Source organism: Stutzerimonas chloritidismutans, from assembly GCF_038562055.1.
GTDB lineage: Bacteria > Pseudomonadota > Gammaproteobacteria > Pseudomonadales > Pseudomonadaceae > Stutzerimonas > Stutzerimonas chloritidismutans_A.
This window is the reverse complement of sequence record NZ_JBCFXD010000020.1, coordinates 23995-46167: the sequence shown is the minus strand read 5'-3', so window position 1 is coordinate 46167 and position 22173 is coordinate 23995. Positions and strand designations below refer to the sequence as shown.

The following is a 22173-nucleotide window of genomic DNA, read 5'->3' as shown; positions in this document are numbered from 1 at the left end:
CGCACACATGATCAAGACGCCGTATTACCTCATCGATAAACAGAAGCTGCTGGGCAATCTGGAAAAGATTGCCTATGTACGCGAGCAGTCCGGCGCCAAAGCGCTGTTGGCGCTCAAGTGCTTTGCGACCTGGTCGGTTTTCGACCTGATGCAGCAGTACATGGACGGTACTACTTCGTCGTCACTCTATGAGCTCAAGCTCGGTCGGCAGAAATTCGCTGGAGAAGCGCATGCGTACAGCGTGGCCTGGGCCGACGATGAAATTGAAGAGATGGTCGCCAACTGCGACAAGATCATCTTCAACTCCATCGGCCAGCTCGATCGTTTCGAGGCCGCGACCGAAGGCACCATTCGGGGTTTGCGTGTGAATCCCCAGGTCAGCAGCTCCGACTATCTGCTCGCCGATCCGGCGCGCCCGTTTAGTCGTCTCGGCGAGTGGGACCCGGAGAAAATAGCCTCGGTCATGGGCAAGATTTCCGGCTTCATGTTCCACAATAACTGTGAAAACGGCAGCTTCGAGCTGTTCGACAAGATGCTTGGCACCATCGAGGAGCGCTTCGGCTCGCTGCTCGAGCAGGTTCAATGGGTCAGCCTTGGCGGCGGCATCCACTTCACCGGACAAGACTACCCACTCGATGCCTTCTGCGCCCGCCTGAAAGCCTTCTCCGAGAAGTATGGTGTGCAGGTCTACCTGGAGCCGGGCGAAGCGGCCATTACCCTCAGCTCCTCGCTTGAAGTGACGGTGCTCGACACTCTGTACAACGGCAAGAATCTTGCGGTAGTCGACAGCTCGATCGAGGCGCATATGCTCGATCTGCTGATCTACCGCCTCAACGCCAAGATGGCGCCCAACGACGGCGAGCACAGCTATATGGTGTGCGGCAAATCCTGTCTGGCCGGCGATATCTTCGGCGAGTACCAATTCGATCGTCCGCTGACCATCGGCGATCGGCTGTCGTTTATCGACGCAGCGGGTTACACAATGGTCAAGAAAAACTGGTTTAACGGTCTGAAAATGCCGTCCATCGTTGTAAAGCAGCTCGACGGCAGCGTCGAGCTGGTTCGCGAATTCAACTTTGACGATTACCTGTCCAGCCTTTCCTGAGGCAGCGGCTTAAGGAGTGACAAAACAATTGAAGAAAAACGTTCTTATCATTGGTGCAGGAGGTGTCGCCAAGGTGGTGGCCCATAAGTGCGCGCAGCACAACGACGAACTCGGTCGTATTGCTATCGCGTCGCGCAGCATCTCCAAATGCCAGGCCATCATCGACAGCGTGCAGGCCAAGGGCGGATTGAAGCAGCCCGGTGAGATCAAGGCCTACGTGCTGGACGCCCTGGACGTAGAAGCGACCAAGGCGATGATCCGCGAAACTGAATCGCAGATCGTCATCAATGTGGGTTCAGCCTTCCTGAACATGGCCGTACTGCGCGCGTGTATCGACACCGGCGCTGCGTATCTCGACACGGCTATTCACGAAGAGCCGAACAAGATTTGTGAAACGCCGCCGTGGTATGGCAACTACGAGTGGAAACACCTGGCCGAGTGTCAGGAAAAGGGCGTCACCGCCATTCTGGGCGCTGGCTTCGACCCGGGCGTGGTCAATGCATACGCCGCCCTGGCGCAACAGGAATACTTCGACAACATCGAGTCGATCGATATTCTGGACGTCAACGCCGGTTCGCACGGCAAATATTTCGCGACCAATTTCGACCCGGAAATCAACTTCCGCGAATTCACCGGTCAGGTCTACAGCTGGCAGAACAGCCAGTGGACGACCAACCGCATGTTCGAGGTCAAACGCACCGACAATCTGCCAGTCGTGGGCGAGCAGAGCCTCTACCTGACCGGCCATGACGAGGTGCATTCGCTCTCCAAGCACCTCGACGTACCGAACGTCCGCTTCTGGATGAGTTTTGGTGATCATTACATCAACGTCTTCACCGTGCTGAATAAACTCGGCCTGCTTTCGGAGCAGCCGGTACGTACAGCAGAGGGCCTGGAAGTGGTGCCACTCAAGGTGGTGAAAGCCGTGCTGCCTGATCCCGCTTCGCTGGCGCCTGGCTACACCGGCAAGACCTGCATCGGCGACCTCATCAAAGGCACCAAGGACGGTCAGCCGCGCGAGCTGTTCATCTACAACGTGGCTGATCATGAAGAGGCTTACGCCGAGACGGACAGCCAGGGCATTTCCTACACCGCTGGCGTACCGCCAGTTGCCGCCGCGCTGCTGGTGGCGCGTGGAGAGTGGGATGCGCATCGCATGGTCAACGTCGAGCAATTGCCGGCGCAGCCATTCCTCAAGCTGCTCGACGCGATGGGCCTGCCGACTCGGATCAAGGACGAGCGCGGCGACCGGGCCTGGGATCAGTAAGCCAGCGACAAGCTGCACGCAAGAACGAAAGGCCCCGCTGCTTCGGCAGCGGGGCCTTTTACTTTGTCCGCGGCGCGGCGGTGGATGTAAAAAGCGACATCCACCCTACGTATCAACGTGGGGTCTGGCATTCGTAGGGTGGAAAACCGCGACGCGTTTTCCACAGACGTTTTTGGCTATTGATGGCACACGCACCAGTGCCAGCACCACACATGCTTCGTGGTGAAGCAAAAGCGACATCTCCTCTACGAACGCAGCTGCGCCTTCCCGCCCCGTTCATTTCACGCGACAATCCGCGGACAACAGCGCCCAATGAGAGGCGCTTGGCAGCCGTGAGGACCTTCCTATGAGCAGCAATGATCGCGTCATCATCTTCGATACCACTCTGCGTGACGGTGAGCAGAGCCCCGGCGCCTCCATGACGGGCGAAGAAAAGCTGCGCATCGCCAAGGCCCTCGAGCGGCTGAAAGTGGACGTGATCGAAGCCGGCTTCGCCATCGCCAGCCCGGGCGATTTCGCAGCCGTCAAAGCCGTGGCCGACCATATCAAGGACAGCACCGTCTGTAGCCTGGCGCGCGCCGTCGATGCCGATATTGAACGTGCTGCCGAAGCACTGACTGGAGCCAACTCCGGGCGCATCCACACCTTTATCGCCACCAGCCCGATTCATATGCAGTACAAGCTGCGCATGCAGCCGGATCAGGTGGTCGAGCAGGCCGTTCGGGCGGTGACCAAGGCGCGCAACCTCTGCGCCGATGTGGAGTTTTCCTGCGAGGACGCCGGGCGGTCGGAAATCGATTTCCTCTGCCGCATCATCGAGGCGGCCATCAATGCCGGGGCGCGTACGATCAATATCCCGGACACCGTGGGCTACGCCATTCCGCATCAGTACGCCGAGACCATCCGCCAGCTACTTGAGCGCATTCCCAACGCGGATAAAGCTGTTTTCTCCGTGCATTGCCACAACGACCTGGGGCTGGCAGTCGCCAATTCGCTTGCCGCGGTAGTCGCCGGTGCTCGGCAGGTCGAGTGCACCATCAACGGGCTTGGCGAGCGCGCCGGCAATGCCGCGCTGGAAGAAATCGTCATGGCGATCAAGACCCGCCAGGACCTGCTCGACGTGCACACCCGGATCGAGACCGAGCACATCCTCAGCGCCTCGCGTCTGGTCTCCGGGATCACCGGCTTTCCCGTGCAGCCCAACAAGGCCATCGTGGGTGCCAATGCCTTTGCCCATGAGTCCGGCATCCATCAGGATGGCGTGCTCAAGCACCGCGAAACCTACGAAATCATGTCCGCGCAATCGGTGGGCTGGAACGCCAACAAGATGGTGATGGGCAAGCACTCGGGGCGCGCTGCGTTCCGTTCGCGGCTCGAGGAGCTGGGCATCGTCCTGCCGGGCGAGGGCGAGCTGAACGCGGCTTTTGCACGTTTCAAGGAGTTGGCGGACAAGAAGCACGAGATCTTCGACGAGGACTTGCAGGCGCTGGTGTCCGACACGCTCGCCGAGGACGTGCAGGAGCATTTCAAACTGGTCACCCTGGAGGTGGCGAGCAAGACCGGCGAGGTGCCAGACGCCAAGCTCGTACTGAGCGTGGACGGCAACGAGCAGGCCGCGTCCGGACAGGGTTCGGGACCGGTCGATGCGACCTTCAAGGCCATCGAGTCGATAGCCAATTCGGGCGCGACGCTTCAGCTGTATTCGGTCAACGCCATCACCAAGGGCACCGACTCGCAAGGCGAGGTCACGGTGCGGCTGGAGAAGGGCGGGCGCATCGTCAATGGCAACGGTGCCGACACCGATATCGTCGTCGCCTCGGCCAAGGCTTACCTCAATGCGCTGAATCTGATGCAGGTTGGCGCCAAGGCTCATCCGCAGGTGGCCGGGGTTTGATTACCGAAAGTCGGCGTCGGGCCTTTCTCGATGCCATGCAGATCACCACCTGGCTGCCGCGCGCCGAGCTGCCGTTTGCCGCGCCTTCGCGGCCGGAACTGTTGCAGTTCTTCGAGGCGGAAGAAGAGGCCGCGCCAGTCGTCGAGCCTCAGCCAGCGCCACAGCCGGCCCGTGCCACATCCGAGGGACTAGCTCCGGCCGCGGCCGCGTCGACGAGTCCGGCTGCGGATGCGGCCCGCGCGGTTATGTCGCGGGTTTCCATGCCCGAGTCCAAAAAGTCAGCCATCAAGGCTGACGAGGGGCAAACACGAGCGGTCGAGCAAAGCGTTGCCGTACCGCCACCTCGCTTCGCCTTGCAGTTATTGCGTGCCGGCAATGTTTTACTGTTGGTCGAGCTGCCTACTGGGGAGTCCTTTCAAAGCCGCGATCCGGCTTACATCCTGCTCAAGGACCTCTTGCGCGCAGCCAGACTGCCGGACAGCCCGCAGCAGGTCGGCGACGGTGAGCCGATTCGCTGGCCGCTGCTCCATCGCGGCAGCCTCGATCAGGGGGCAGAGGCCGCGCGAGACTATGTGCAGGGCGTGGTCGCCGCCGAGTTGGAAGATATGGGATGTGCCTGCCTTTGGCTGGTCGGGTCACCCGCACTGCGGTTTGCTGGCGAAGTCGAGCCGGACGCCTGCTACCGCGAGTTGACCATTGAAGGCCTGGGCGTTGCGTTGACCATGCCGGGGTTGGAGCAGTTGATGGAGCAGCCCGGGAGCAAGGCGCAGCTGTGGAAAGCCATGCGCCGCAGCATGCCGCGCTGGGTGATTGGTTTGAGTGGGTCCACGAGTAGTGTTCATGAGTGATGCAGTGAGCTTCCGCCCGATGACCGCGGCGGATATCGAAACCGTGCTGAAAATCGAATACGCGGCCTTCAGCCATCCCTGGACTCGCGGCATCTTCACCGATGCGCTCACCGCCTATGAGTGTTGGGTGATGTTCGAGGGCGAGCAGCAGGTCGGTCATGGCGTGATCAACGTCATTCTCGACGAAGCACATCTGCTCAATATCACGGTCAAGCCGCAGAGTCAGGGCCACGGGCTTGGCTTGCGGCTTCTGGAACACCTGATGATGCGGGCTCATGAGCGTGGTGGACGCGAGTGCTTCCTTGAGGTGCGCGCGAGCAACACTTCGGCTTACCGTCTGTACGAGCGTTATGGCTTCAATGAGGTCGGACGCCGCAGAGGTTACTACCCGTCCGCCGAGGGTCGCGAGGATGCTCTGGTAATGGCCTGTACGCTGATCGACTGAGCCTCGAAGGCCCGACACAAGAAGGCCCGACTCGAAAGAGCCGGGCCTTCTTTTATCGCCATGAATCCATTGAGTGCGGGCCGGTTAAGTAATGCTACTGCCCAGGCGTTTTGTCCCGGGCAGAATCCAGCGGGGCGTCGCCGCCAAGTTCTTCGTCGTCCATCACATCGTCATTTTCATGCAGCACGGCATCGCCGCCGCCAAGGCCGGTGTCCGGATCGCCATCTGCTGGCCCGTCCCACGGTTTGCCATCCAGAGGGTCGGAGCGGCCCGCTTCGGCCTCGTCCAGATCCACATCGGCACCGATACGGTGCTCCGAAACTTCACTCAAATCCTGATCGGCCGGCCCGCCGTGGCCGCGCTCGCGCGGTGAGCGAGCGCCATCGTCAGGAATCAGCGTCTCTGGCGCCATGTCATCCATGGTGGTCTGCCCGCCAGGTACTTCGCCAGTCGTCATGCCGGCTTCGGCTACGCGCTCTGGCGGAAACTCGTCCTCGACTTCTTCAGCAGGTACTTCATCTCCAATACGGCCTTTACGATCGTCCCGATGCTCATCGAAATCGAGCTGCTCGATGGAGCCCATGCGGTCCTCGGTGGTGTCGATTTCCTTGGGGGTGTAGGGTTTGGAATCGTTCATGACAACCTCCTGCTAGAACTCTGGTCTTGCAGGTTGTGACCCGGTGGCGATCTGAAGATTCAGGCTGGCCGCTGGCCGGTTCCGGCTTTATGAACCAAGCTGCAGTGGCTGTGCTTGTTGAATTGCAGGCGGTAGCCGCGATAAAAAAACGCGAACCACCACCGTTGAACGGGGGTCCCAGCTACATGAGTAAACAAGATGATGAACCCGAGCTAGAAACTCGGCGCTGCGCTTTTTTCTTCGATGTCGATGGCACGCTCGCTGAAATCCAGCCGCGTCCCGAGCTCGTTTTTATCCCGCCTCGTTCGCTGGCCGCGCTCGAACAGCTGAGCGCTAACGGCATTCCTGTTGCTGTCGTGTCAGGCCGGCCAATCAGTCAGCTCGATGCACTGCTCACTCCTCTGCAGCTGCCAGCAGCCGGTGTGCACGGCGCCGAGCGTCGTACCGCGACCGGGGAGCTGCGGAATCTGGCTCTCGATAACCAGATGCTCGACGCTATCCAGCGCGAGCTGGCGCGGGCTTGTGCCGAGCACGCAGGCCTCTCGCTGGAGAACAAAGGCGTCGCCTTTGCCCTGCATTTCCGCCTGGCCCCTGAGCTGGAGGAGACAGCGCGTCACCTGGCCGAAGATTTCGTCTCCCGTTATGGTGAGGTGCTGGCGCTTCAGCCTGGCAAGTGCGTATTCGAGCTCAAGCCGCGCGGCGCCAGCAAAGGCGAAGTCATCCGTACCTTTATGCAGGAGGCGCCATTTGCCGGGCGGACGCCCGTCTTCATTGGCGATGATTTGACCGATGAAGCTGGCTTCACGGTGGTCAACGAGCTGGGCGGGGTCTCGATCAAGGTGGGCAGCGGAGCGACCGAAGCCGCGCAGCGGCTGGAATCGGTAGACGCTGTTGCCGCCTGGCTGGACCGTTTGCAAAGCACCCTGTCGAGCCGCAGTAACAACCAATAAAACCAGATTGAAGCGAGAACGAGCATGAGCCGACTAGTGGTGGTTTCCAACCGCGTAGCGCCGATCAAGGCGGGGAAGGTCGCTGCTGGCGGGCTTGCAGTGGGTGTGCATGACGCGTTGCGCCAGGCCGGGGGAATCTGGTTTGGCTGGAGTGGGGACGTGAGCAGCTCCCCGCAAACCAGCACTGAGACCGTCGGTAACATCACCTACGTCACGCTGGGCCTGACCAAGCAGGACTACGATCAGTATTACCGTGGGTTTTCCAATGCCACGCTGTGGCCGATCTTTCACTACCGGATCGACCTGGCTCGCTACAACCGGCAGGAGTACGAGGGCTACAGACGGGTCAACGCCATGTTGGCGGAAAAGCTCAAGCCCCATCTCAAGCCAGACGACATCATCTGGATTCATGACTACCATCTAATTCCTTTTGCCGAAGCCTGCCGCCAGTTGGGCATTCGCAACCGCATCGGCTTCTTTCTCCACATTCCGTTCCCGCCACCTGAAATTCTCACGGTCATTCCGCCGCACAACGAACTGCTCAAGACGCTCTGCTTCTATGACCTTATCGGCTTCCAGACCGAGACGGATCGGCTGGCATTCCAGGATTACATGACCCGCGAGGTGCGCGGCATCCTCGAGTCAGATGGCAGCCTGACGGCTTATGGTCAGAACTTCCGCGCCGGGGTCTATCCCATCGGCGTGGTGCCGGATGAGATCCAGGAACTTGCCGAGTCTTACAAGGGGCGCACCAAGCCCATGCGGCGCACCACTGACGTGGATCGCAAAAAGATTGTCAGCGTCGACCGGCTGGATTACTCCAAGGGGCTGGTGGAGCGTTTTATGGCCTACCAAGCGTTCCTTGAACGCTACCCGGAGCATCGGCGTGCGGTGGAGTTTATCCAGATCGCACCTACATCTCGCTCGGATGTGAAGACCTATCAGGCGATCAGGCAGCAGCTGGAAAGCCAGGCCGGACACATCAACGGATGGCTCTCCGATCTGGACTGGACGCCGCTGCATTACCTCAACAAAAGCCACGACCGCCGCGCCCTGATGGGCCTGTTTCGCCAGTCCGACATCGGCTTCGTCACACCGCTGCGTGATGGCATGAATCTGGTTGCCAAGGAATTCGTCGCGTCCCAGGACCCGGAAGACCCCGGGGTACTGGTGCTTTCACGCTTTGCCGGCGCCGCGCGGGAGCTGACCTCGGCGCTGATCATCAACCCCTACGATTGCATCGGCATGGCCGAGGCGCTGGATCGTGCGATGCGCATGTCGCTGACCGAGCGCAAGGATCGCTATGAGCACATGATGCGGGCAATACGTGCTGCTGACCTGGATGCTTGGCGCGACAATTTCCTGCGGGACTTGCGCGCCTTTTCTTCCCGCCCACGCGCCGAAGTTCAGGCGAATCCGCTGTTCGCCGTCTAATGCTGTGACGTACCGGTCTGCGTGCTTGTCAAAACGCCGACCGGTTCGTAACGTGCGTGTCGGAATGGAAGGGGCAGTCGATGAGCAACGAGCTTCAACAGTTATTCGAGAACAACGCGCGCTGGGCTGAAGCGATCATCGAGGAAGACCCAACGTTCTTCACCAAACTGGCCAAGCAGCAGGTGCCGGAGTACCTCTGGATTGGCTGTTCGGACGCGCGCGTGCCCGCCAACGAAATTGTCGGGCTGCTGCCCGGCGATCTCTTCGTTCACCGCAACGTCGCGAATGTCGTCCTGCACACCGACCTCAATTGCCTATCGGTGATTCAGTACGCGGTGGATGTTCTCAAGGTGAAACACATCCTCGTCACCGGTCATTACGGCTGTGGGGGGGTTCGCGCTTCGATGCGTGACGATCAGCTCGGCCTGATTGATGGCTGGCTGCGCACCATCCGCGATCTCTATTACGAACACCGCGAGCACATCGGCAGCTTCCCGACTGAAGAAGCACAGGTGGACCGGCTCTGCGAACTCAACGTCATCCAGCAGGTCGCCAACGTCAGTCACACCAACATCGTCCAGAACGCCTGGCATCGCGGCCAACCACTGTCCGTGCATGGCTGCATCTACGGCATCAGGGACGGTATCTGGAAGAACCTCAACGTCACCATCAGCGGTCTTGATCAGCTGCCGCCGCAGTACCGCCTGCGCACGCATCAGCCCGTCTGATGGTGTCGCGACAAGGATGGGCTTTCGCTGGCCTGCTGCTCGCTGTGCTCTGCTGGAGTGGAAACGCTCTGGTGGCGCGCGCTTTTCATGAGGCGATTCCACCGTTGACCCTCGCGTTCTGGCGCTGGACGCTGGCCACCTGTCTGTTGCTGCCATTGGTGGCGCGCTCCATCTGGACGCATCGCGCCACGCTTCGCGCCGCTGGCTGGCGCTTGCTGGTGGTCGCGGCGCTGGGTATCAGCAGCTATAACTCGCTGCTGTACTCCGCTGCGCAAAGCACCGAAGCTATCAACCTGACGCTGGTCAACACCTGTCTGCCTTTGTTCACCTTCATTGGCGGTGGCCTGCTGTTGGGGGAATGGCCAGCCCGTCGCGCCTGGTTCGGCATGGCCATCGCCGCGTGCGGACTGGTCTATCTGATCAGTCGTGGCAGCTGGGATGCGTTTGCGAATCTGGCCTTCAAGGCCGGCGATCTCATCATGCTCGTGGCCGTGCTGGTCTGGGCGCTGTACACCCTGTCGCTGCGACGCTGGAGCAGCTTTCTTCAGGTTCCGCCGTTAACGCTGCTAGGCGTGTTGATGGCAATCGGTACGCCGCTGATCCTCCCGTTCTACCTGCTCGAGTTCAGTCAGGTCGGTGGTTTCACGCCCACCCTGACCAACCTCAGCGTCATCGCCTACACAGCGGTCTTCGCCTCGCTGATCGCTTACCTGTCGTGGAACCACGGCGTCAAAACCGTTGGCGCCGCCAAAGCGGCAATGGCGACTTATCTGATGCCGGTTTTCACCGCGATTCTCGGCTGGCTGCTGCTGGGGGAAGGCTTGCAGCTGTTCCACTGGATTGGCGGTGGACTGATCTTTGCCGGCTTGCTGCTGGCGACCCAAGTCAGGGCCGGTAGCCCGCTCTTAAATCAGGCGAAACAAAGCCCGCGCTAGCGGGGCCGCTTAAGGTCTACCTGGGCATTGGTGCGTTTGGATTGAGAGCCTCGGAAACGCAGCCGTCTCGTTAGCATTCAAGCGCCGCAGCCGGGGTGCAGCGCATAGCCGTTTTTAACGATGGCGCCGCTCTTGGTTGTGCGGCGCACAGTGCGGGTTATGGCGCGCGGTAGATGGCGCACAGTTTGTTGCCGTCAGGGTCGCGCACATAGCCCAGGTGCATCGGGCCTAGGCTGCTTTCGCGCAGCCCTGGTGGATCTTCGCAAGTCGTGCCGCCATGAGCCACACCCACGTCGTGGAAGGCTTTGACTTGCTCGGGTGAGGTGCACTTGAACCCAATCGTGCCGCCATTGGCGACCGTCGCCTCTTCACCGTTGATGGGCTCGGTGACACCAAACAGGCTACCGTCATGTCGGTAGAAGAGGCGGGCGTGCCCGGTCGGGCCAGTGTTACGGATAGGCTCGCCAGCGCCTAGCAGGCCGAGCACGGCATCGTAGAACCGCTTTGATCGTTCAATATCATTCGAACCGACCATTACATGGTTGAGCATGAGCGCCTCACTAAGGGAGTTGTGGAGTATGTCGCTATCGAACGAGCACTCTAGCATCGGGATGAAGAGGGTGGTCAAACGGTGGGGTAAGTGGCCAGCACTCAGATGTGCGGGCGGAAGATCATTGGACGCTTTCGGCTCCACAAGCGCACATTTCGGAATCATCGTGTGTCGGGGATGACTCGTCGGGCTACTTAACATTTATGGTTGAGCCAGGATTAATCGACAACCATTCCTAATCACACCAAGCAGCCCCCACTCTTTTGTCTATCTTGATTGGAAATAGCCAGGCTCTGACTGGCTGATAAGCACATCCAGGATGTTTCACACCACGGCAATTTGCTCGCCCACCCGTGCCGCTCTGCTCACCGGGCGCAACCATCATCTGGTTGGGATGGGCACTATCATCGAGCTGGCCACAGGCTACCCGGCCACAACAGTGTCTGGCCCAAGAGCACGGCCAGTGTGGCGCGCCATCCTGCGCGACAACGGATATAGCACGGCGGCTTTCGGCAAATGGCACAACACGCCGCACTGGCCTGGGCTGGATCGTCGCCGTTCCAGTGGATGAAGCGCGTGCCCTCGCACTTTGGCGATTCCCATAACGCATGGTGGTGACCTCACCGGCGAAGATTAGCGAGGCTGGCGGTCTGCGCTCGCAGTTCTCGCATGTAGTCGATATCGCACCAATTCTTGCGGCGGCACATATCCCGCAACCCAAGACTGTCGATGGTATAGAGCAGACGCCAATGGCGGGCCTTGATCTGAGCGCAGCGCTCATGGACGCAAGGCTCCCGAATTTCGGCACACCCAGTACTTTGGAACTGGCGGTCATCGGGCCATCTATCACTGGCAGCATCTTTCCACGGAGCGCCTTGGGTGAGATCAAAACGGTTCGTTTTGATTTGGAGTAATCATGAATAGCCGCCCTTGCGAAAAGGGGCGGCTAAAGCAGACCGTTTCGTAGCTGCTGCTGGCTGATCGCTATAACCGATTGCAGCTGGTGACGACGAGCAGCTACCGCGCCAAAAGCGGCCCTCAGTGGCTGGCTGAAGTCAGCCAAAAATCGACGCCAATAGACTCTTCAGAATCGCGGCGATTCGGTTTGCTTCATTGCGGCGACACCCAGGCGAGCAACATCGACAGTTAACCGTGAAGTCAGCCGCAACGGTGGCCAAGGATGCTACGCGTTGCACGTTTTTACCTGATGCCGAGTCCTCAGAAAAACCTGCTATTTCCGCCTTGGCAGATTAGTTGTCAGCTCCGGAAATCCATCTAGAGTAAATGCGTTGCTATCGTCATCAAGGACGCATCGCCATGATCTGTTCCAAACACTCCTCGTGCAGAAAAACCGCTGCCATTCTGGGAGCTTTCGCCAGCATCCTGGGCGTGGCCAACGCAGTGGGTGCAGAGACCGCGCAGACGAGCGCTGCCGAGGCTGCTGTTAAGGAGAATGAGCTCAAAGACGCTTATTTCGGAGAAACCCATATTCATACCGGGGTGTCGATGGATGCCTTCATCGGTGGCAACCGACTGACCCCGGATGACGCCTACCGCTTCGCCCAGGGCGAGGAGATTATGGTTAACGGCAGCCCGCATAAGATAAAGCGCCCGCTGGATTTCGTAGCGGTGACCGACCACTCTGAGTTCATGGGCGAAGCTTATTCCCTGATGAACCCAGGAGCGCCAGGCTACGACGACCCCATTGCCAAGTCGTTTCGCGAAGCCACCGACCTGGAGACTGCGCTGGGTCTGTATGGCAAGTACGTGCTAGAGCCCCTGAGCACAGGTAAAAGCCCTCATCCGGATTTCTTTCAAGGCGCTGAAGCGATCAAGTCCACCTGGCGGAAGAACTACGAGGCCACCGAGAAGCACTACCACCCCGGCAAGTTCACCACCATTCACGCTTATGAATGGACGGCGGCACCCGGCGGCGGAAACCTTCATCGCAACGTTCTGTTCCGTGACAACAATGTCCCGGATATACCTTTTTCTTCGAACGAAAGCCCGGACCCGGAAAAGCTCTGGGACTGGATGCAGGTGCAGCGCGAAAAAGGCATGAAGGTCTTTGCCATGCCGCACAACTCCAACGAGAGCAAAGGGCTGCTGTTTACCGAGGAAACCCTGGAAGGCAAGCCGATCACCAAGGCTTATGTGGAGACCCGCGCCAGTATGGAGCCCCTGATCGAGATGATGCAGATCAAGGGTAATTCCGAAGTTGTGCCCGACTTCTGGCCCAACGACGAGTTCGCAGATTTCGAAAATGCACGCTCGCTGCAGGATTACAACGACCGCAAGTACATGAAGCGAAACTTCGTGCGCTACGGCCTCGGCCGCGGTCTGAAGTACAAGGATGACCTTGGTACCAACCCGTTCAAGTACGGTTTCGTTGGCGGTACTGATAGCCACAACGGCGCTCCCGGCAATATCGAAGAAGATAACTGGACGGTGGGGAGCCATGGTCTTGCCGACCAGACAGCCGAGATTCGCGCCATAGCCATCCTCGAAGGCGAGATGAAAGTGTCCGATCTAAACCCGGGTGCCCTGACTGGGGTCTGGGCCACATCCAACACTCGAGGGGCAATCTGGGATTCCATGTACAGCAAGGAAACCTTCGCCACCAGCGGTCCTCGCATAAAAGTAAGGGCCTTTGCCGGCCAGGGCTTCAAGAGCAAGTACGAATCCTATGAGGCGATGGTCAAGGATGGCTATGCCAGGGGCGTGCCGATGGGCGGCGACTACTCAGGAGAGAAAGCGCCGCAAATCCTGGTATGGGCAGTCAAGGACCCGATTGCGCCCAATCTTGATCGCATCCAGATCATCAAAGGATGGCTGGAAAATGGCGAGATGAAGGATCAGGTCTTCAACGTTGTCGCATCCGGTAATCGGCTGCGTGAGGACGGTACGGTCGATCCCATTGACGCGCCTATCAATCTTAAGACAGGACAGTTCAATACCGAGAAAGGCAGCCCGGAACTGATGGGGCTCTGGATTGATCCGGACTTCGACCCCAAGCAGCAGGCGTACTACTACGTTCGTGTGCTGCAACTTCCCACGGCCCGCTGGACGCTTTACGACGAGCTCAAGGCCAATGTGAAGTTCGCCGACGATGTGAAGCGGGAAATCGTCGAGCGCGCCTGGGGCTCGCCGATCTGGCATGAAGTCAATTAAGGACTGCTGATGCTGCGACTTGCCAAGGAACCCTTCGTCCACTTTCTGCTCCTGGGTTGCCTGATTTTCACTGCCTATTACTGGCTGAATCGCGACCAAGTGCAGGAAGACCAGATCGTGATCGATCAGCAGGAGCTGGATCATCTGCGCAAGCTCTGGAGTATTCAGTGGAAGCGCGAGCCCAATACCAGTGAGATTAAGGCCTTGCTGGAGCGCTATGTCCGCCAGGAGGTGTTCTACCGCGAAGCTCTGCGGATGAACCTGGATCGCAACGACGAGATCATCCGCAAGCGCTTGTCACAGAAAATGGAAGCGGTAGCCAGTGACCTTGGGACGCTGATGAAACCCGCGAATGACGAGGAACTGCGAGCGTTCTTTGACCAGCATCCGCAACTTTTCCAACGGGCACCTTCCTACACCTTCCGGCAGGTGCTGCTTAGCCCTAGTGAGGTAAACGATAAGACGCAGTTGGGAGACGTACTCGTCCGGTTACAGAACGGCGAAGCAATCCCGCAAATCATGCGCAACAAACTGTCCGTGCCCAACGAATGGCCACGAACCCCCGCCCCTGAGCTGGAGAACGCCTTTGGCGGTGACTTTACTCAGGCTCTGGCCAATGTGCCTCTGCGCCAGTGGTCCGGTCCAGTACGCTCAGGTTATGGCTGGCACCTGGTTTTCGTCGAATCGCGGCAAGGGCTGATGCTGCCCGAGTTCGAGGAAGTGCGCGAGTACGTGGCGCAGGAGCATGCTTACGTGGCCGAGCGGGAAATCCAGGAACGGGTCTATCGCGAGTTGTTGGCACGTTATCGAGTCACTATCACCGCTGCTAACCTGCCGGCAGAGGCCAAAGCCTCGTTCGCGGTGCAGTAATGAGCCGTCTTCTTTGTCCGTTGCTGTTCGTGTGGCTTGGTTTCTCCAGTGCGATATGGGCGCACGAGATCAGACCCGCCTACCTGCAAATCGACCAGATATCGCCGTCAAACTACGATGTGCTGTGGAAGGTACCAAGTGCCAATGACGCGGTGCCGGATATTGAGCCGCAGTTTGACTCCACACTGTCGTTGCAGGAGCAAGGCGGCCCGAGGCTGCTGGCGGGGTTCGTTGTTTTCCGCTATCGCCTGAGTGGCGACAGTGGGCTATTGGGTACTCGGGTGCAGATCAGTAACCTGGCGCTGACTACCATCGACGTTCTGGTCAATCTGAACCTGCTTGATGGCAGCAAGCAGAGTTTCTTGTTGCACCCCACGGACAATGCAATCGAAGTGCCTCGGGTCCCCGGCAAATGGACTGTGGTGCAGACCTACATCAGGCTGGGTATCGAACATATTCTGCTTGGGATAGACCATCTACTCTTTGTGCTGGCGCTGATTATCCTGGTCAGCGGCTGGGGCAACATCATCAAGACCGTCACCGCCTTCACCGTCGCGCACAGCATCACCCTGAGCCTCGCAGCGCTTGGCCATGCGCATGTCCCTGGCCCTCCGGTGGAAGCCACTATTGCACTGAGCATAATGTTTCTGGCGCTGGAGTTGCTGCGCAAGATAGAAGGCAAAGCCACCCTGACCAGTCGCAAGCCCTGGCTGGTAGCTTTCACCTTTGGTCTGCTACACGGCCTGGGTTTTGCCGGGGCCCTGGCCGAAATCGGCTTGCCACAAACCGAGATCCCGTTGGCTCTGGCCTGTTTCAACATCGGCGTCGAGCTAGGTCAGGTGGCCTTCGTGGCGGTTATGCTGTTACTGATTGGCGTGCTGAGACGGCGAACAAACTGGTCCCTTGCGCTACAGCGGCTACCCGCATACGCAATCGGTTCGGTCAGTGCGTTTTGGGTGGTCGAGCGGACCCTGGCTTTTGCCCTTTAACCCATGGGGCGCAATAGGTCTGAGCGGTTGGTGATTCAACTCTGTGCCTGCTATTGGCCAAGAGCCGACACCTAGCGTCTACAGGGCAGGCATCATCTCCTGGCCAGTCAGCACGCAGGTTGCTCAGCGATAGCCAGTTAATACCCTGTTCGCGATTGGCACCGATAGGTGCCCTCCCAGCGAAGCAGCACCCAAGCCGCTGCGCACCGCGGGGCCCAACCAACGAAGCTGCTTGCTAAAAACCCCTGCCTGGCAGGTGGTCGACGCGGCCTGGAGTGACCGTGCTAGGCTTGGTTTTGGCTGTTCCGACAGCCGATACGAACAATTACGCAAGGCCCGACTCGGCGCCTTGTTTGGAGTCCCGCATGATCGCGCGTCCGCCCTCTGAGCTTCCAACCGATCTTTCAGCATTCGTTGCCTCGCACTTTGCCGACCGAGGCTCCAATCCGGATCGGCTGATTGCCGAGTCCTGGTACCGCAGCGTCCACGAGCACGGGCTCGACCCCACTCAATCGGCCGTCCATGTTCAGCTTGAGCACCACGAGATCCGGCTGCATCAGCAGGAGCATCATGACTTTCTGGCCATCGCGAGCCAGGGCATGGAAGGTCTGTCGCGGCGCCTGAACCCGGCGGGGTTTGCGGTGCTGCTCAGTGATCGCCGCGGTATTACGCTCGATGCGCGACTGCCTGGGCTGCACAGCCCTTATGCCGACTCGGGGCTGGTGATTGGCAGTTGCTGGGACGAGTCGCTGGTAGGGACCAACGGCATCGGTACGGGGCTGGCCGCGGGCCAGCCGCTGATCATCCATCGGGACGAGCACTTTCTAAGCAGCAACGCGATGCTGAGTTGCTCGGTGGCGCCGCTGTTCGATCCACAGGGTGCGTTGCTGGGCTGTCTCAATGCGTCGTGCCTCAACAGTGGCGGGCCGAAACAGGCTCAGTACCTGACGCTCCAGCTGGTGAGCCTGTATGCGCGGCTTATCGAAAACGCCAGTTTCCGCCAGCGCTACGCCCATTGCGCCATGCTGACTCTGGGCGGCGATGCCGGTGACCTGGGCAACGAGCGGTTGCTGGCGCTCGATTCGGCGGGCCGGATTCTCGGCGCGAATCGCGCGGCCTTCATGGCCGCCGGCCCAGGGGGCGCGCTATTGGGTGAGGTGGTGCAGGACGTCCTGTCGACGTCACTGGATGAGCTGATCACGCTGACCCAGGGTGGCCAGCGCAGCGCATCGTTCCGGCTGGCCGGTGGGCCGGCGCTGGAGCTTACGCTGCGTATGCCGGCTGCCCCCGCGCGGCGCGGCAGGAACGACCGCGGCCTGAACGTGGTTCCGGTAGAACCGACACTTGAACACTTGGCCGGGGAAGACCCAGGCCTGCAACGCGCCGTGCAGCAGCTGCGGCGCGTGCTGGATCGCGACATTTCTCTATTGCTGACCGGTGAGACGGGCACTGGCAAGGAAGCATTCGCGCGCGCGATCCACCAGGCCAGCGTGCGCGTCAAAGGGCCCTTCATCGCGCTCAATTGCGCGGCGATCCCGGAGTCCCTGATCGAGAGCGAGCTGTTCGGCTATCGCGCCGGGACCTTTACCGGCGCCAGTCGGCAGGGCATGAAGGGCAAGTTGGAACAGGCCAATGGCGGGACGCTGTTCCTCGACGAGATCGGCGACATGCCCATGCATTTGCAGACTCGGTTGCTGCGCGTGCTGGCCGAGCGGGAGCTGGTGCCATTGGGCGCCGCTACGCCGGTGGCGCTGAACGTGCAGCTGGTCTGCGCGACGCACCGCGACCTGCCCGCCATGGTGGCCGCCGGCGAGTTTCGTGAAGACCTCTATTACCGACTCAATGGCTTGACGGTCAGGCTGCCCGCCTTGCGTGACCGGGCGGATCGCGGCGCACTGATCCGTCGCGTTCTGCAGCGTGAAGCCGACGATGAGCCGGTCGAACTGACCGCAAAGGCAATGGAGCGGCTGGTCGCTTATAGGTGGCCGGGTAACGTGCGCCAGCTGATCAACGTGCTGCGCTGTGCTGTCGCGCTGGCGGACGAGGGGGTGATCGGTCTCGACTGCCTGCCGCCTGAGGTCATGTCGGTGCCGGCGGAGCGGTCGCCCGCTGCTCAATCGCTGGAGACGACCCGCGAGACGGCCGAAGCGGCCCATCTGCAAGCGACACTCGATCAGCACGGCGGCAACGTCACCTCGGCGGCGCGTTCCCTTGGCATCAACCGCGCCACCCTCTATCGCAAGTTGCACCGTTACGGGCTGACAGCGCGGCGCGGCTGATGGCACGCAGGCGAATCGGTGTTTTCGCTGAGCGGGGCGCTCGCTCGGCCCTGTAAGCCTTATAAGCCCTACAGCAAGAACCCCGCCGCGGCGGGGTTCTTGTTCCTCAAGTCACCTAGCTCTGCACGTACACCGCATGGGTGTGGGTGTATTCGTACAGGCCATGCTTGCCGTCGGCACCGCCGATGCCGGATTTGCGCACACCGGCATGGTAGCCCTGCATCGCCTCGAAGTTCTCGCGGTTGATGTAGGTCTCGCCGAAGTCCAGCCCCGCAGCCGCCTTCATCGCGGTGGACAGGTCGCGGGTGTAGATCGAGGAGGTCAGGCCGTACTCGCAGTCGTTGGCCAGCGCAATGGCCTCGTCCAGATCATCGATGATCTGCACCGGCAGCACCGGACCGAAGACTTCCTTGCGCATGATTTCCATGTCATGCGAGCAGTTGGCGAGCAGCGTCGGTTGGTAATGGAAGCCCTTGCCCAGGTCCGCCACAGCGCCGCCGGTCACCAACTGGGCGCCCTGGCTCTGTGCGGTGCGCACCATCTGCTCGACCTTGCGCAGGCCGGCCTCGTTGATCAGCGGGCCCATTTCCACGTCCGCCTGGGCGCTCGGATCGCCGTAGCGTGTCTCGGCCAGGGCGCCGGCGATGCGCTCGATGAATTGCTCGGCCACGCCGCGCTGCACGTAGACGCGCTCAGCGCAGTTGCAGACCTGCCCGGTGTTGATGATGCGCGACGCGCGGATGGCGTTGACGGCGAGGTCCAGGTCCGCGTCGTTCATCACGATGGCCGGGGCCTTGCCGCCCAGCTCCAGGTTGAGCTTGGTGACGTTCTGCGCCGCGGCGGCCATGATCCGCTGGCCGGTGCCGACGCTGCCGGTAAAGCTGATCATGTCGATCTTGTCGCTGGTGGTCAGGGCGCTGCCGACGCCCGCGCCGCTGCCGCAGACCACGTTGAACACGCCTTTGGGCAGGTCGATCTCGGCCACCAGCTTGGCGAATTCGAAGCAGTTGTTGGGCGTTTCCTCGCTGGGCTTGATGACGATGGTATTGCCGGTCACCAGCGCTGGCGCCATCTTGCGAGCGATGAGAAAGAACGGGAAGTTCCACGGCAGGATGCCCGCGACCACGCCCAGCGGCTTGCGGAACAGGAAGATGTTCTCGCCCGGCCGGTCGCTGGTGATGATCTCGCCTTCGATGCGCCGCGCCCACTCGGCCATGTAGTCGAGGTAGTCGGCGGTAAAGTTGACTTCCACCAGCGCCAGGCTCTGAATCTTGCCGCCTTCCTCGGTGATGACGCGGGCCAGGCGCTCGGCATTCTGGCGGATCTTGCTGGCGATGGCGCGCAGGTAGCCGGCGCGCTCGATGGCAGGCTTTTGGCTCCAGCCTTTCTGCGCGGCGCGGGCGGCGGCAATGGCGCGTTCAGCGGTGGCGGCATCGGATTCGGGCACGCGTGAGAGCACCGCACCGGTGGCCGGGTTGCGCACCTCGATGAGGTGGTCGCAGGCGACGAAGGTACCGTCGATGTAGTTCTGATAGGTGATTGGATCAGTCATGTCGGTCTCCTGAGGGTCAGTTGCTGGCCGTTTTCTGGCTGGGCTGCGGCAGGTCGTTCGGGCCGTGCTCGAGTCGGTCGTGGGCACGCTTGATCAGGTACTGATGGATCTGCTCCATCTGCTCGCGATCGAACGCTTCGGCAAAGGAGGGCATGCCATCGGGGATGCGTGCACCGTGGAGAATGCCGACGAACTGTTCATGCTTTTCCGGGGTGAGCATGCGCAGGTCAGGCAGTACGCCACCGCTGACGGCATGGATGCCGTGGCACTGCGAGCAGTAGCCGTCATAGAGTTTGGCGCCAGCTTCCACCGTGGCTGCATCGGCGGTCAGTGGCGGTGGCTTGGGTGCATCGTCACGCGGCGCCGGTTCCTGCAGTTCGGCGGTGCCGCCGAGCTTGTAGGTCAGCACCTGTGCATAGGGCTGCACACCGGCGCGTAGCGACAGGGCGCCGGCAAAGGTGGAGAAAGCACCGCCCCAGCCCGCCATGAAGGTCACGTACTGCTCGCCGTCCACGCTGTAGGTGATGGGCGCGGCCATGACGCCGCTGGCAGCGGGCTGCTCCCAGAGCTTCTTGCCGGTGTCGGCGGCATAGGCGATGACACGGCCGTCGGCGCTGCCCTCGAACACGAGGTTGCCAGCGGTGCTCAGGGTGCCGCCGTTAAAGATGGTGACGTAGGGCACTTCCCAGGCCTGCTCTTGCTTGACCGGGTCCCAGGCAATCAGCTTGCCGGACCAGGTGTCGGCGTACTTTCCGAGGCCTTCCGGGTCCTCGGGCATCATCCCGGTCTTCAGGCCCAGCTGATACATGCTCTTGAATTTGTTGCGCGCCGGCTTATCCGGCACGTGCTCGTACCAGGCCGACATGATGTGCGCGGGGATGTAGACCAGCCCGGTGTTCGGGTTGTAGGACATCGGGTGCCAGTCATGCGCGCCCCAGAAGCCGGGCTGGACCAGCTTGGCTTTCTTTTCGCCTTTCCAGTAGGCGGCTGCCTCGTCGTCGACGATGGGGCGGCCGGTCTTCAGATCCACACCCTTGGCCCAGTTGATCGGCACGATGTTCTCGGCGGACAACAGCTCGCCCGTGGCGCGATCTATCACGTAGAAAAAGCCGTTCTTTGGCGCCTGCATGAGCACCTTGCGCGGTTTTCCCTCGATCTCGAGGTCGGCCAGGATCATGTGCTGGGTGGCGGTGTAGTCCCAGGCATCGCCCGGCGTGGTCTGGTAGTGCCAAACGTATTCGCCGGTGTCGGCATTGACCGCGACGATAGAGGACAGGAACAGGTTGTCGCCCTTGCCCTCGCTGCGCCAGATCGGGTCCCAGAGCGAGCCGTTGCCGACACCGATATAGAGCAGGTTCAGCTCCGGGTCATAGGCGAAGGAGTCCCAGGCGGTACCGCCGCCGCCCTGTTCGACGAAGGCACGGCCGTGCCAGGTCTTCTTGGCGATCTCCATGCCCTTGCCTTCGGCGGGCTTGTCCGGATCGCCCGGTACGGTAAAGAAGCGCCAGGCCTGATCACCGGTTTCGGCGTCGTAGGCGGTGACGTAGCCGCGCACGCCGAACTCGGCGCCACCGTTGCCGATCACCACCTTGCCATTCACCACCCGTGGCGCACCGGTGATGGAGTAGCTGCGCGCCTTGTCGTAGCGGGTATCGACCGACCAGACGCGCTCGCCGGTCTTGGCGTCGATGGCTTCCAGGCGGCCATCGAGTACGCCGACGTAGACCTTGCCCTTCCACACGGCGACGCCGCGGTTGATGGCATCGCAGCAGGCCTCACCCGCGCGGGCGCGGTCGGACTTCGGGTCGTACTTCCAGATCTCCTTGCCGGTGCGTGCGTCGAGCGCATAGACGATGGAGAAGGGGCCGGTGGTGTACATCACGCCGTCGACCACGATGGGTGTGGCTTCCACGCCGCGGTCGATGTCCAGCTTGTAGCTCCAGGCCAGCCCGAGTTCATCGACGTTGGTATCGGTGATCGTCTTCAGCGGGCTGAAGCGCTGCTCGCCGTAGTCGCGGCCATGGCTCATCCAGTTGCCGGGTTCGGCGTCGGCATTGGCGATGCGCTTGCCGTCGACTTCGGCGGCGTGCAGCGGCAGGGACAGCAGGGCCGCCAGGCTAGCGCCAAGCAGGGTGGCGGGCCGTCGGCCCATATAGGGATCGAAACGATTCATCGCAGGCTCTCTCTTGTTATTGGTCTGGCCGCCCCGTGGGGCAGGTCTTTCTGGGAGAGCAACCGCTGTGCCAGCCGTTGCGGTCAGGTCGTAAAGCCAGAACTGGCGCGGGCTCGCGCGATTCAGGTTGGCCGCGGATGAAGTGGCCTGTCGCACCTGAGCCGTTGCATGGCTGCGACAACTGTCGCGCCGGTGCGACAGGGAAACAGGCGCAAGCAGGCCGCCCGATCACAATCTGGCTGCCGAGGCGGGGATTCGATTCGGACTGTCGGAACGGGTGGGTTGGCGGTCTGAGGGTTGTATCGACGCGCAATACGGTAAGCGGTGAAGCCGTCAGGCTCGCTTG

Annotated in this window: 19 protein-coding genes; 15 read left to right on the top strand and 4 right to left on the bottom strand. The window is 61.0% G+C overall.

Annotated elements, in window-relative coordinates:
• The first annotated feature begins 7 nt into the window (after positions 1 to 7).
• The 5 genes from AAGW23_RS20520 to rimI all read left to right on the top strand — a co-directional run bounded on the left by AAGW23_RS20520 (position 8) and on the right by rimI (position 5559).
• Entirely contained in the window at positions 8 to 1105 is a 1098-nt protein-coding gene (locus AAGW23_RS20520) for a carboxynorspermidine decarboxylase (protein ID WP_342408119.1), read from the top strand.
• A gap of 28 nt (positions 1106 to 1133) precedes the next feature.
• Positions 1134 to 2372: a saccharopine dehydrogenase family protein gene (locus tag AAGW23_RS20515; RefSeq protein ID WP_342408118.1), complete on the top strand. Its 1239-nt coding sequence runs from the start codon at positions 1134 to 1136 to the stop codon at positions 2370 to 2372.
• A gap of 346 nt (positions 2373 to 2718) precedes the next feature.
• Positions 2719 to 4266, top strand: a complete 1548-nt coding sequence (locus AAGW23_RS20510; protein WP_342408117.1) for a 2-isopropylmalate synthase — start codon at positions 2719 to 2721, stop codon at positions 4264 to 4266.
• On the top strand, positions 4263 to 5114 hold the full coding sequence (locus AAGW23_RS20505) for an energy transducer TonB (RefSeq protein ID WP_342408116.1): 852 nt from the start codon (positions 4263 to 4265) through the stop codon (positions 5112 to 5114). The genes AAGW23_RS20510 and AAGW23_RS20505 overlap by 4 nt, the downstream gene beginning before the upstream one ends.
• The gene (rimI, locus tag AAGW23_RS20500) at positions 5107 to 5559 is read left to right on the top strand and encodes a ribosomal protein S18-alanine N-acetyltransferase (protein ID WP_342408115.1); all 453 of its coding nucleotides are present in this window, start codon (positions 5107 to 5109) and stop codon (positions 5557 to 5559) included. Before AAGW23_RS20505 ends, rimI begins: the two co-directional genes overlap by 8 nt.
• A gap of 94 nt (positions 5560 to 5653) precedes the next feature.
• Here the strand turns inward: rimI and AAGW23_RS20495 are convergent, their stop codons facing one another.
• Entirely contained in the window at positions 5654 to 6196 is a 543-nt protein-coding gene (locus AAGW23_RS20495) for a hypothetical protein (protein ID WP_342408114.1), read from the bottom strand.
• Between the two features lie 185 nt (positions 6197 to 6381).
• Between AAGW23_RS20495 and otsB the strand changes: the two genes are divergently transcribed.
• From otsB to AAGW23_RS20475, 4 genes are all read left to right on the top strand, one after another.
• On the top strand, positions 6382 to 7146 hold the full coding sequence (gene otsB, locus AAGW23_RS20490) for a trehalose-phosphatase (protein WP_342408113.1): 765 nt from the start codon (positions 6382 to 6384) through the stop codon (positions 7144 to 7146).
• 24 nt (positions 7147 to 7170) lie between these two features.
• Positions 7171 to 8580, top strand: coding sequence for an alpha,alpha-trehalose-phosphate synthase (UDP-forming) (otsA, locus tag AAGW23_RS20485; RefSeq protein WP_342408112.1), 1410 nt, complete (start codon positions 7171 to 7173; stop codon positions 8578 to 8580).
• Positions 8581 to 8660: 80 nt separating this feature from the next.
• Positions 8661 to 9308, top strand: a complete 648-nt coding sequence (gene can, locus AAGW23_RS20480) for a carbonate dehydratase (protein WP_342408111.1) — start codon at positions 8661 to 8663, stop codon at positions 9306 to 9308.
• Positions 9308 to 10243 carry a DMT family transporter gene (locus AAGW23_RS20475; protein ID WP_342408110.1) on the top strand — a complete coding sequence of 312 codons (936 nt, stop codon included), beginning with the start codon at positions 9308 to 9310 and terminating at the stop codon, positions 10241 to 10243. Before can ends, AAGW23_RS20475 begins: the two co-directional genes overlap by 1 nt.
• A gap of 157 nt (positions 10244 to 10400) precedes the next feature.
• Here AAGW23_RS20475 and AAGW23_RS20470 read toward each other — a convergent pair whose 3' ends face one another.
• Entirely contained in the window at positions 10401 to 10793 is a 393-nt protein-coding gene (locus tag AAGW23_RS20470; protein ID WP_342408109.1) for a VOC family protein, read from the bottom strand.
• 319 nt (positions 10794 to 11112) lie between these two features.
• On the opposite strand from AAGW23_RS20470, the gene AAGW23_RS20465 reads away from it, so the two are divergent.
• The 6 genes from AAGW23_RS20465 (at position 11113) to AAGW23_RS20440 (ending at position 18102) form a co-directional block, all read left to right on the top strand.
• Positions 11113 to 11364 carry a sulfatase-like hydrolase/transferase gene (locus tag AAGW23_RS20465; protein ID WP_342408108.1) on the top strand — a complete coding sequence of 84 codons (252 nt, stop codon included), beginning with the start codon at positions 11113 to 11115 and terminating at the stop codon, positions 11362 to 11364.
• Positions 11365 to 11401: 37 nt separating this feature from the next.
• Complete coding sequence (locus AAGW23_RS20460) at positions 11402 to 11707, top strand: hypothetical protein (RefSeq protein WP_342408107.1); 306 nt, start codon at positions 11402 to 11404, stop codon at positions 11705 to 11707.
• Positions 11708 to 12110: 403 nt separating this feature from the next.
• Complete coding sequence (locus AAGW23_RS20455) at positions 12111 to 13964, top strand: DUF3604 domain-containing protein (RefSeq protein WP_342408106.1); 1854 nt, start codon at positions 12111 to 12113, stop codon at positions 13962 to 13964.
• A gap of 9 nt (positions 13965 to 13973) precedes the next feature.
• On the top strand, positions 13974 to 14834 hold the full coding sequence (locus AAGW23_RS20450) for a peptidyl-prolyl cis-trans isomerase (protein ID WP_342408105.1): 861 nt from the start codon (positions 13974 to 13976) through the stop codon (positions 14832 to 14834).
• Positions 14834 to 15823 carry a HupE/UreJ family protein gene (locus AAGW23_RS20445; RefSeq protein ID WP_342408104.1) on the top strand — a complete coding sequence of 330 codons (990 nt, stop codon included), beginning with the start codon at positions 14834 to 14836 and terminating at the stop codon, positions 15821 to 15823. The genes AAGW23_RS20450 and AAGW23_RS20445 overlap by 1 nt, the downstream gene beginning before the upstream one ends.
• Positions 15824 to 16188: 365 nt before the next feature.
• The gene (locus tag AAGW23_RS20440) at positions 16189 to 18102 is read left to right on the top strand and encodes a sigma-54-dependent Fis family transcriptional regulator (RefSeq protein WP_342408103.1); all 1914 of its coding nucleotides are present in this window, start codon (positions 16189 to 16191) and stop codon (positions 18100 to 18102) included.
• Positions 18103 to 18217: 115 nt separating this feature from the next.
• On the opposite strand, the gene aldA is transcribed toward AAGW23_RS20440, so the two are convergent.
• The gene (gene aldA, locus AAGW23_RS20435) at positions 18218 to 19654 is read right to left on the bottom strand and encodes an aldehyde dehydrogenase (RefSeq protein WP_342408102.1); all 1437 of its coding nucleotides are present in this window, start codon (positions 19652 to 19654) and stop codon (positions 18218 to 18220) included.
• Positions 19655 to 19670: 16 nt separating this feature from the next.
• Positions 19671 to 21827, bottom strand: a complete 2157-nt coding sequence (locus AAGW23_RS20430) for a PQQ-dependent dehydrogenase, methanol/ethanol family (RefSeq protein ID WP_342408101.1) — start codon at positions 21825 to 21827, stop codon at positions 19671 to 19673.
• Positions 21828 to 22173: the final 346 nt, after the last annotated feature.

Coding starts and splice junctions, on each gene's coding strand:
- AAGW23_RS20520 (WP_342408119.1), top strand. CDS start 8: ATGATCAAGACGCCGTATTACCTCATCGATAAACAGAAGCTGCTGGGC.
- AAGW23_RS20510 (WP_342408117.1), top strand. CDS start 2,719: ATGAGCAGCAATGATCGCGTCATCATCTTCGATACCACTCTGCGTGAC.
- rimI (WP_342408115.1), top strand. CDS start 5,107: ATGAGTGATGCAGTGAGCTTCCGCCCGATGACCGCGGCGGATATCGAA.
- AAGW23_RS20495 (WP_342408114.1), bottom strand. CDS start 6,196: ATGAACGATTCCAAACCCTACACCCCCAAGGAAATCGACACCACCGAG.
- otsB (WP_342408113.1), top strand. CDS start 6,382: ATGAGTAAACAAGATGATGAACCCGAGCTAGAAACTCGGCGCTGCGCT.
- otsA (WP_342408112.1), top strand. CDS start 7,171: ATGAGCCGACTAGTGGTGGTTTCCAACCGCGTAGCGCCGATCAAGGCG.
- can (WP_342408111.1), top strand. CDS start 8,661: ATGAGCAACGAGCTTCAACAGTTATTCGAGAACAACGCGCGCTGGGCT.
- AAGW23_RS20475 (WP_342408110.1), top strand. CDS start 9,308: ATGGTGTCGCGACAAGGATGGGCTTTCGCTGGCCTGCTGCTCGCTGTG.
- AAGW23_RS20470 (WP_342408109.1), bottom strand. CDS start 10,793: ATGCTCAACCATGTAATGGTCGGTTCGAATGATATTGAACGATCAAAG.
- AAGW23_RS20465 (WP_342408108.1), top strand. CDS start 11,113: ATGTTTCACACCACGGCAATTTGCTCGCCCACCCGTGCCGCTCTGCTC.
- AAGW23_RS20460 (WP_342408107.1), top strand. CDS start 11,402: ATGGTGGTGACCTCACCGGCGAAGATTAGCGAGGCTGGCGGTCTGCGC.
- AAGW23_RS20455 (WP_342408106.1), top strand. CDS start 12,111: ATGATCTGTTCCAAACACTCCTCGTGCAGAAAAACCGCTGCCATTCTG.
- AAGW23_RS20450 (WP_342408105.1), top strand. CDS start 13,974: ATGCTGCGACTTGCCAAGGAACCCTTCGTCCACTTTCTGCTCCTGGGT.
- AAGW23_RS20445 (WP_342408104.1), top strand. CDS start 14,834: ATGAGCCGTCTTCTTTGTCCGTTGCTGTTCGTGTGGCTTGGTTTCTCC.
- AAGW23_RS20440 (WP_342408103.1), top strand. CDS start 16,189: ATGATCGCGCGTCCGCCCTCTGAGCTTCCAACCGATCTTTCAGCATTC.
- aldA (WP_342408102.1), bottom strand. CDS start 19,654: ATGACTGATCCAATCACCTATCAGAACTACATCGACGGTACCTTCGTC.
- AAGW23_RS20430 (WP_342408101.1), bottom strand. CDS start 21,827: ATGAATCGTTTCGATCCCTATATGGGCCGACGGCCCGCCACCCTGCTT.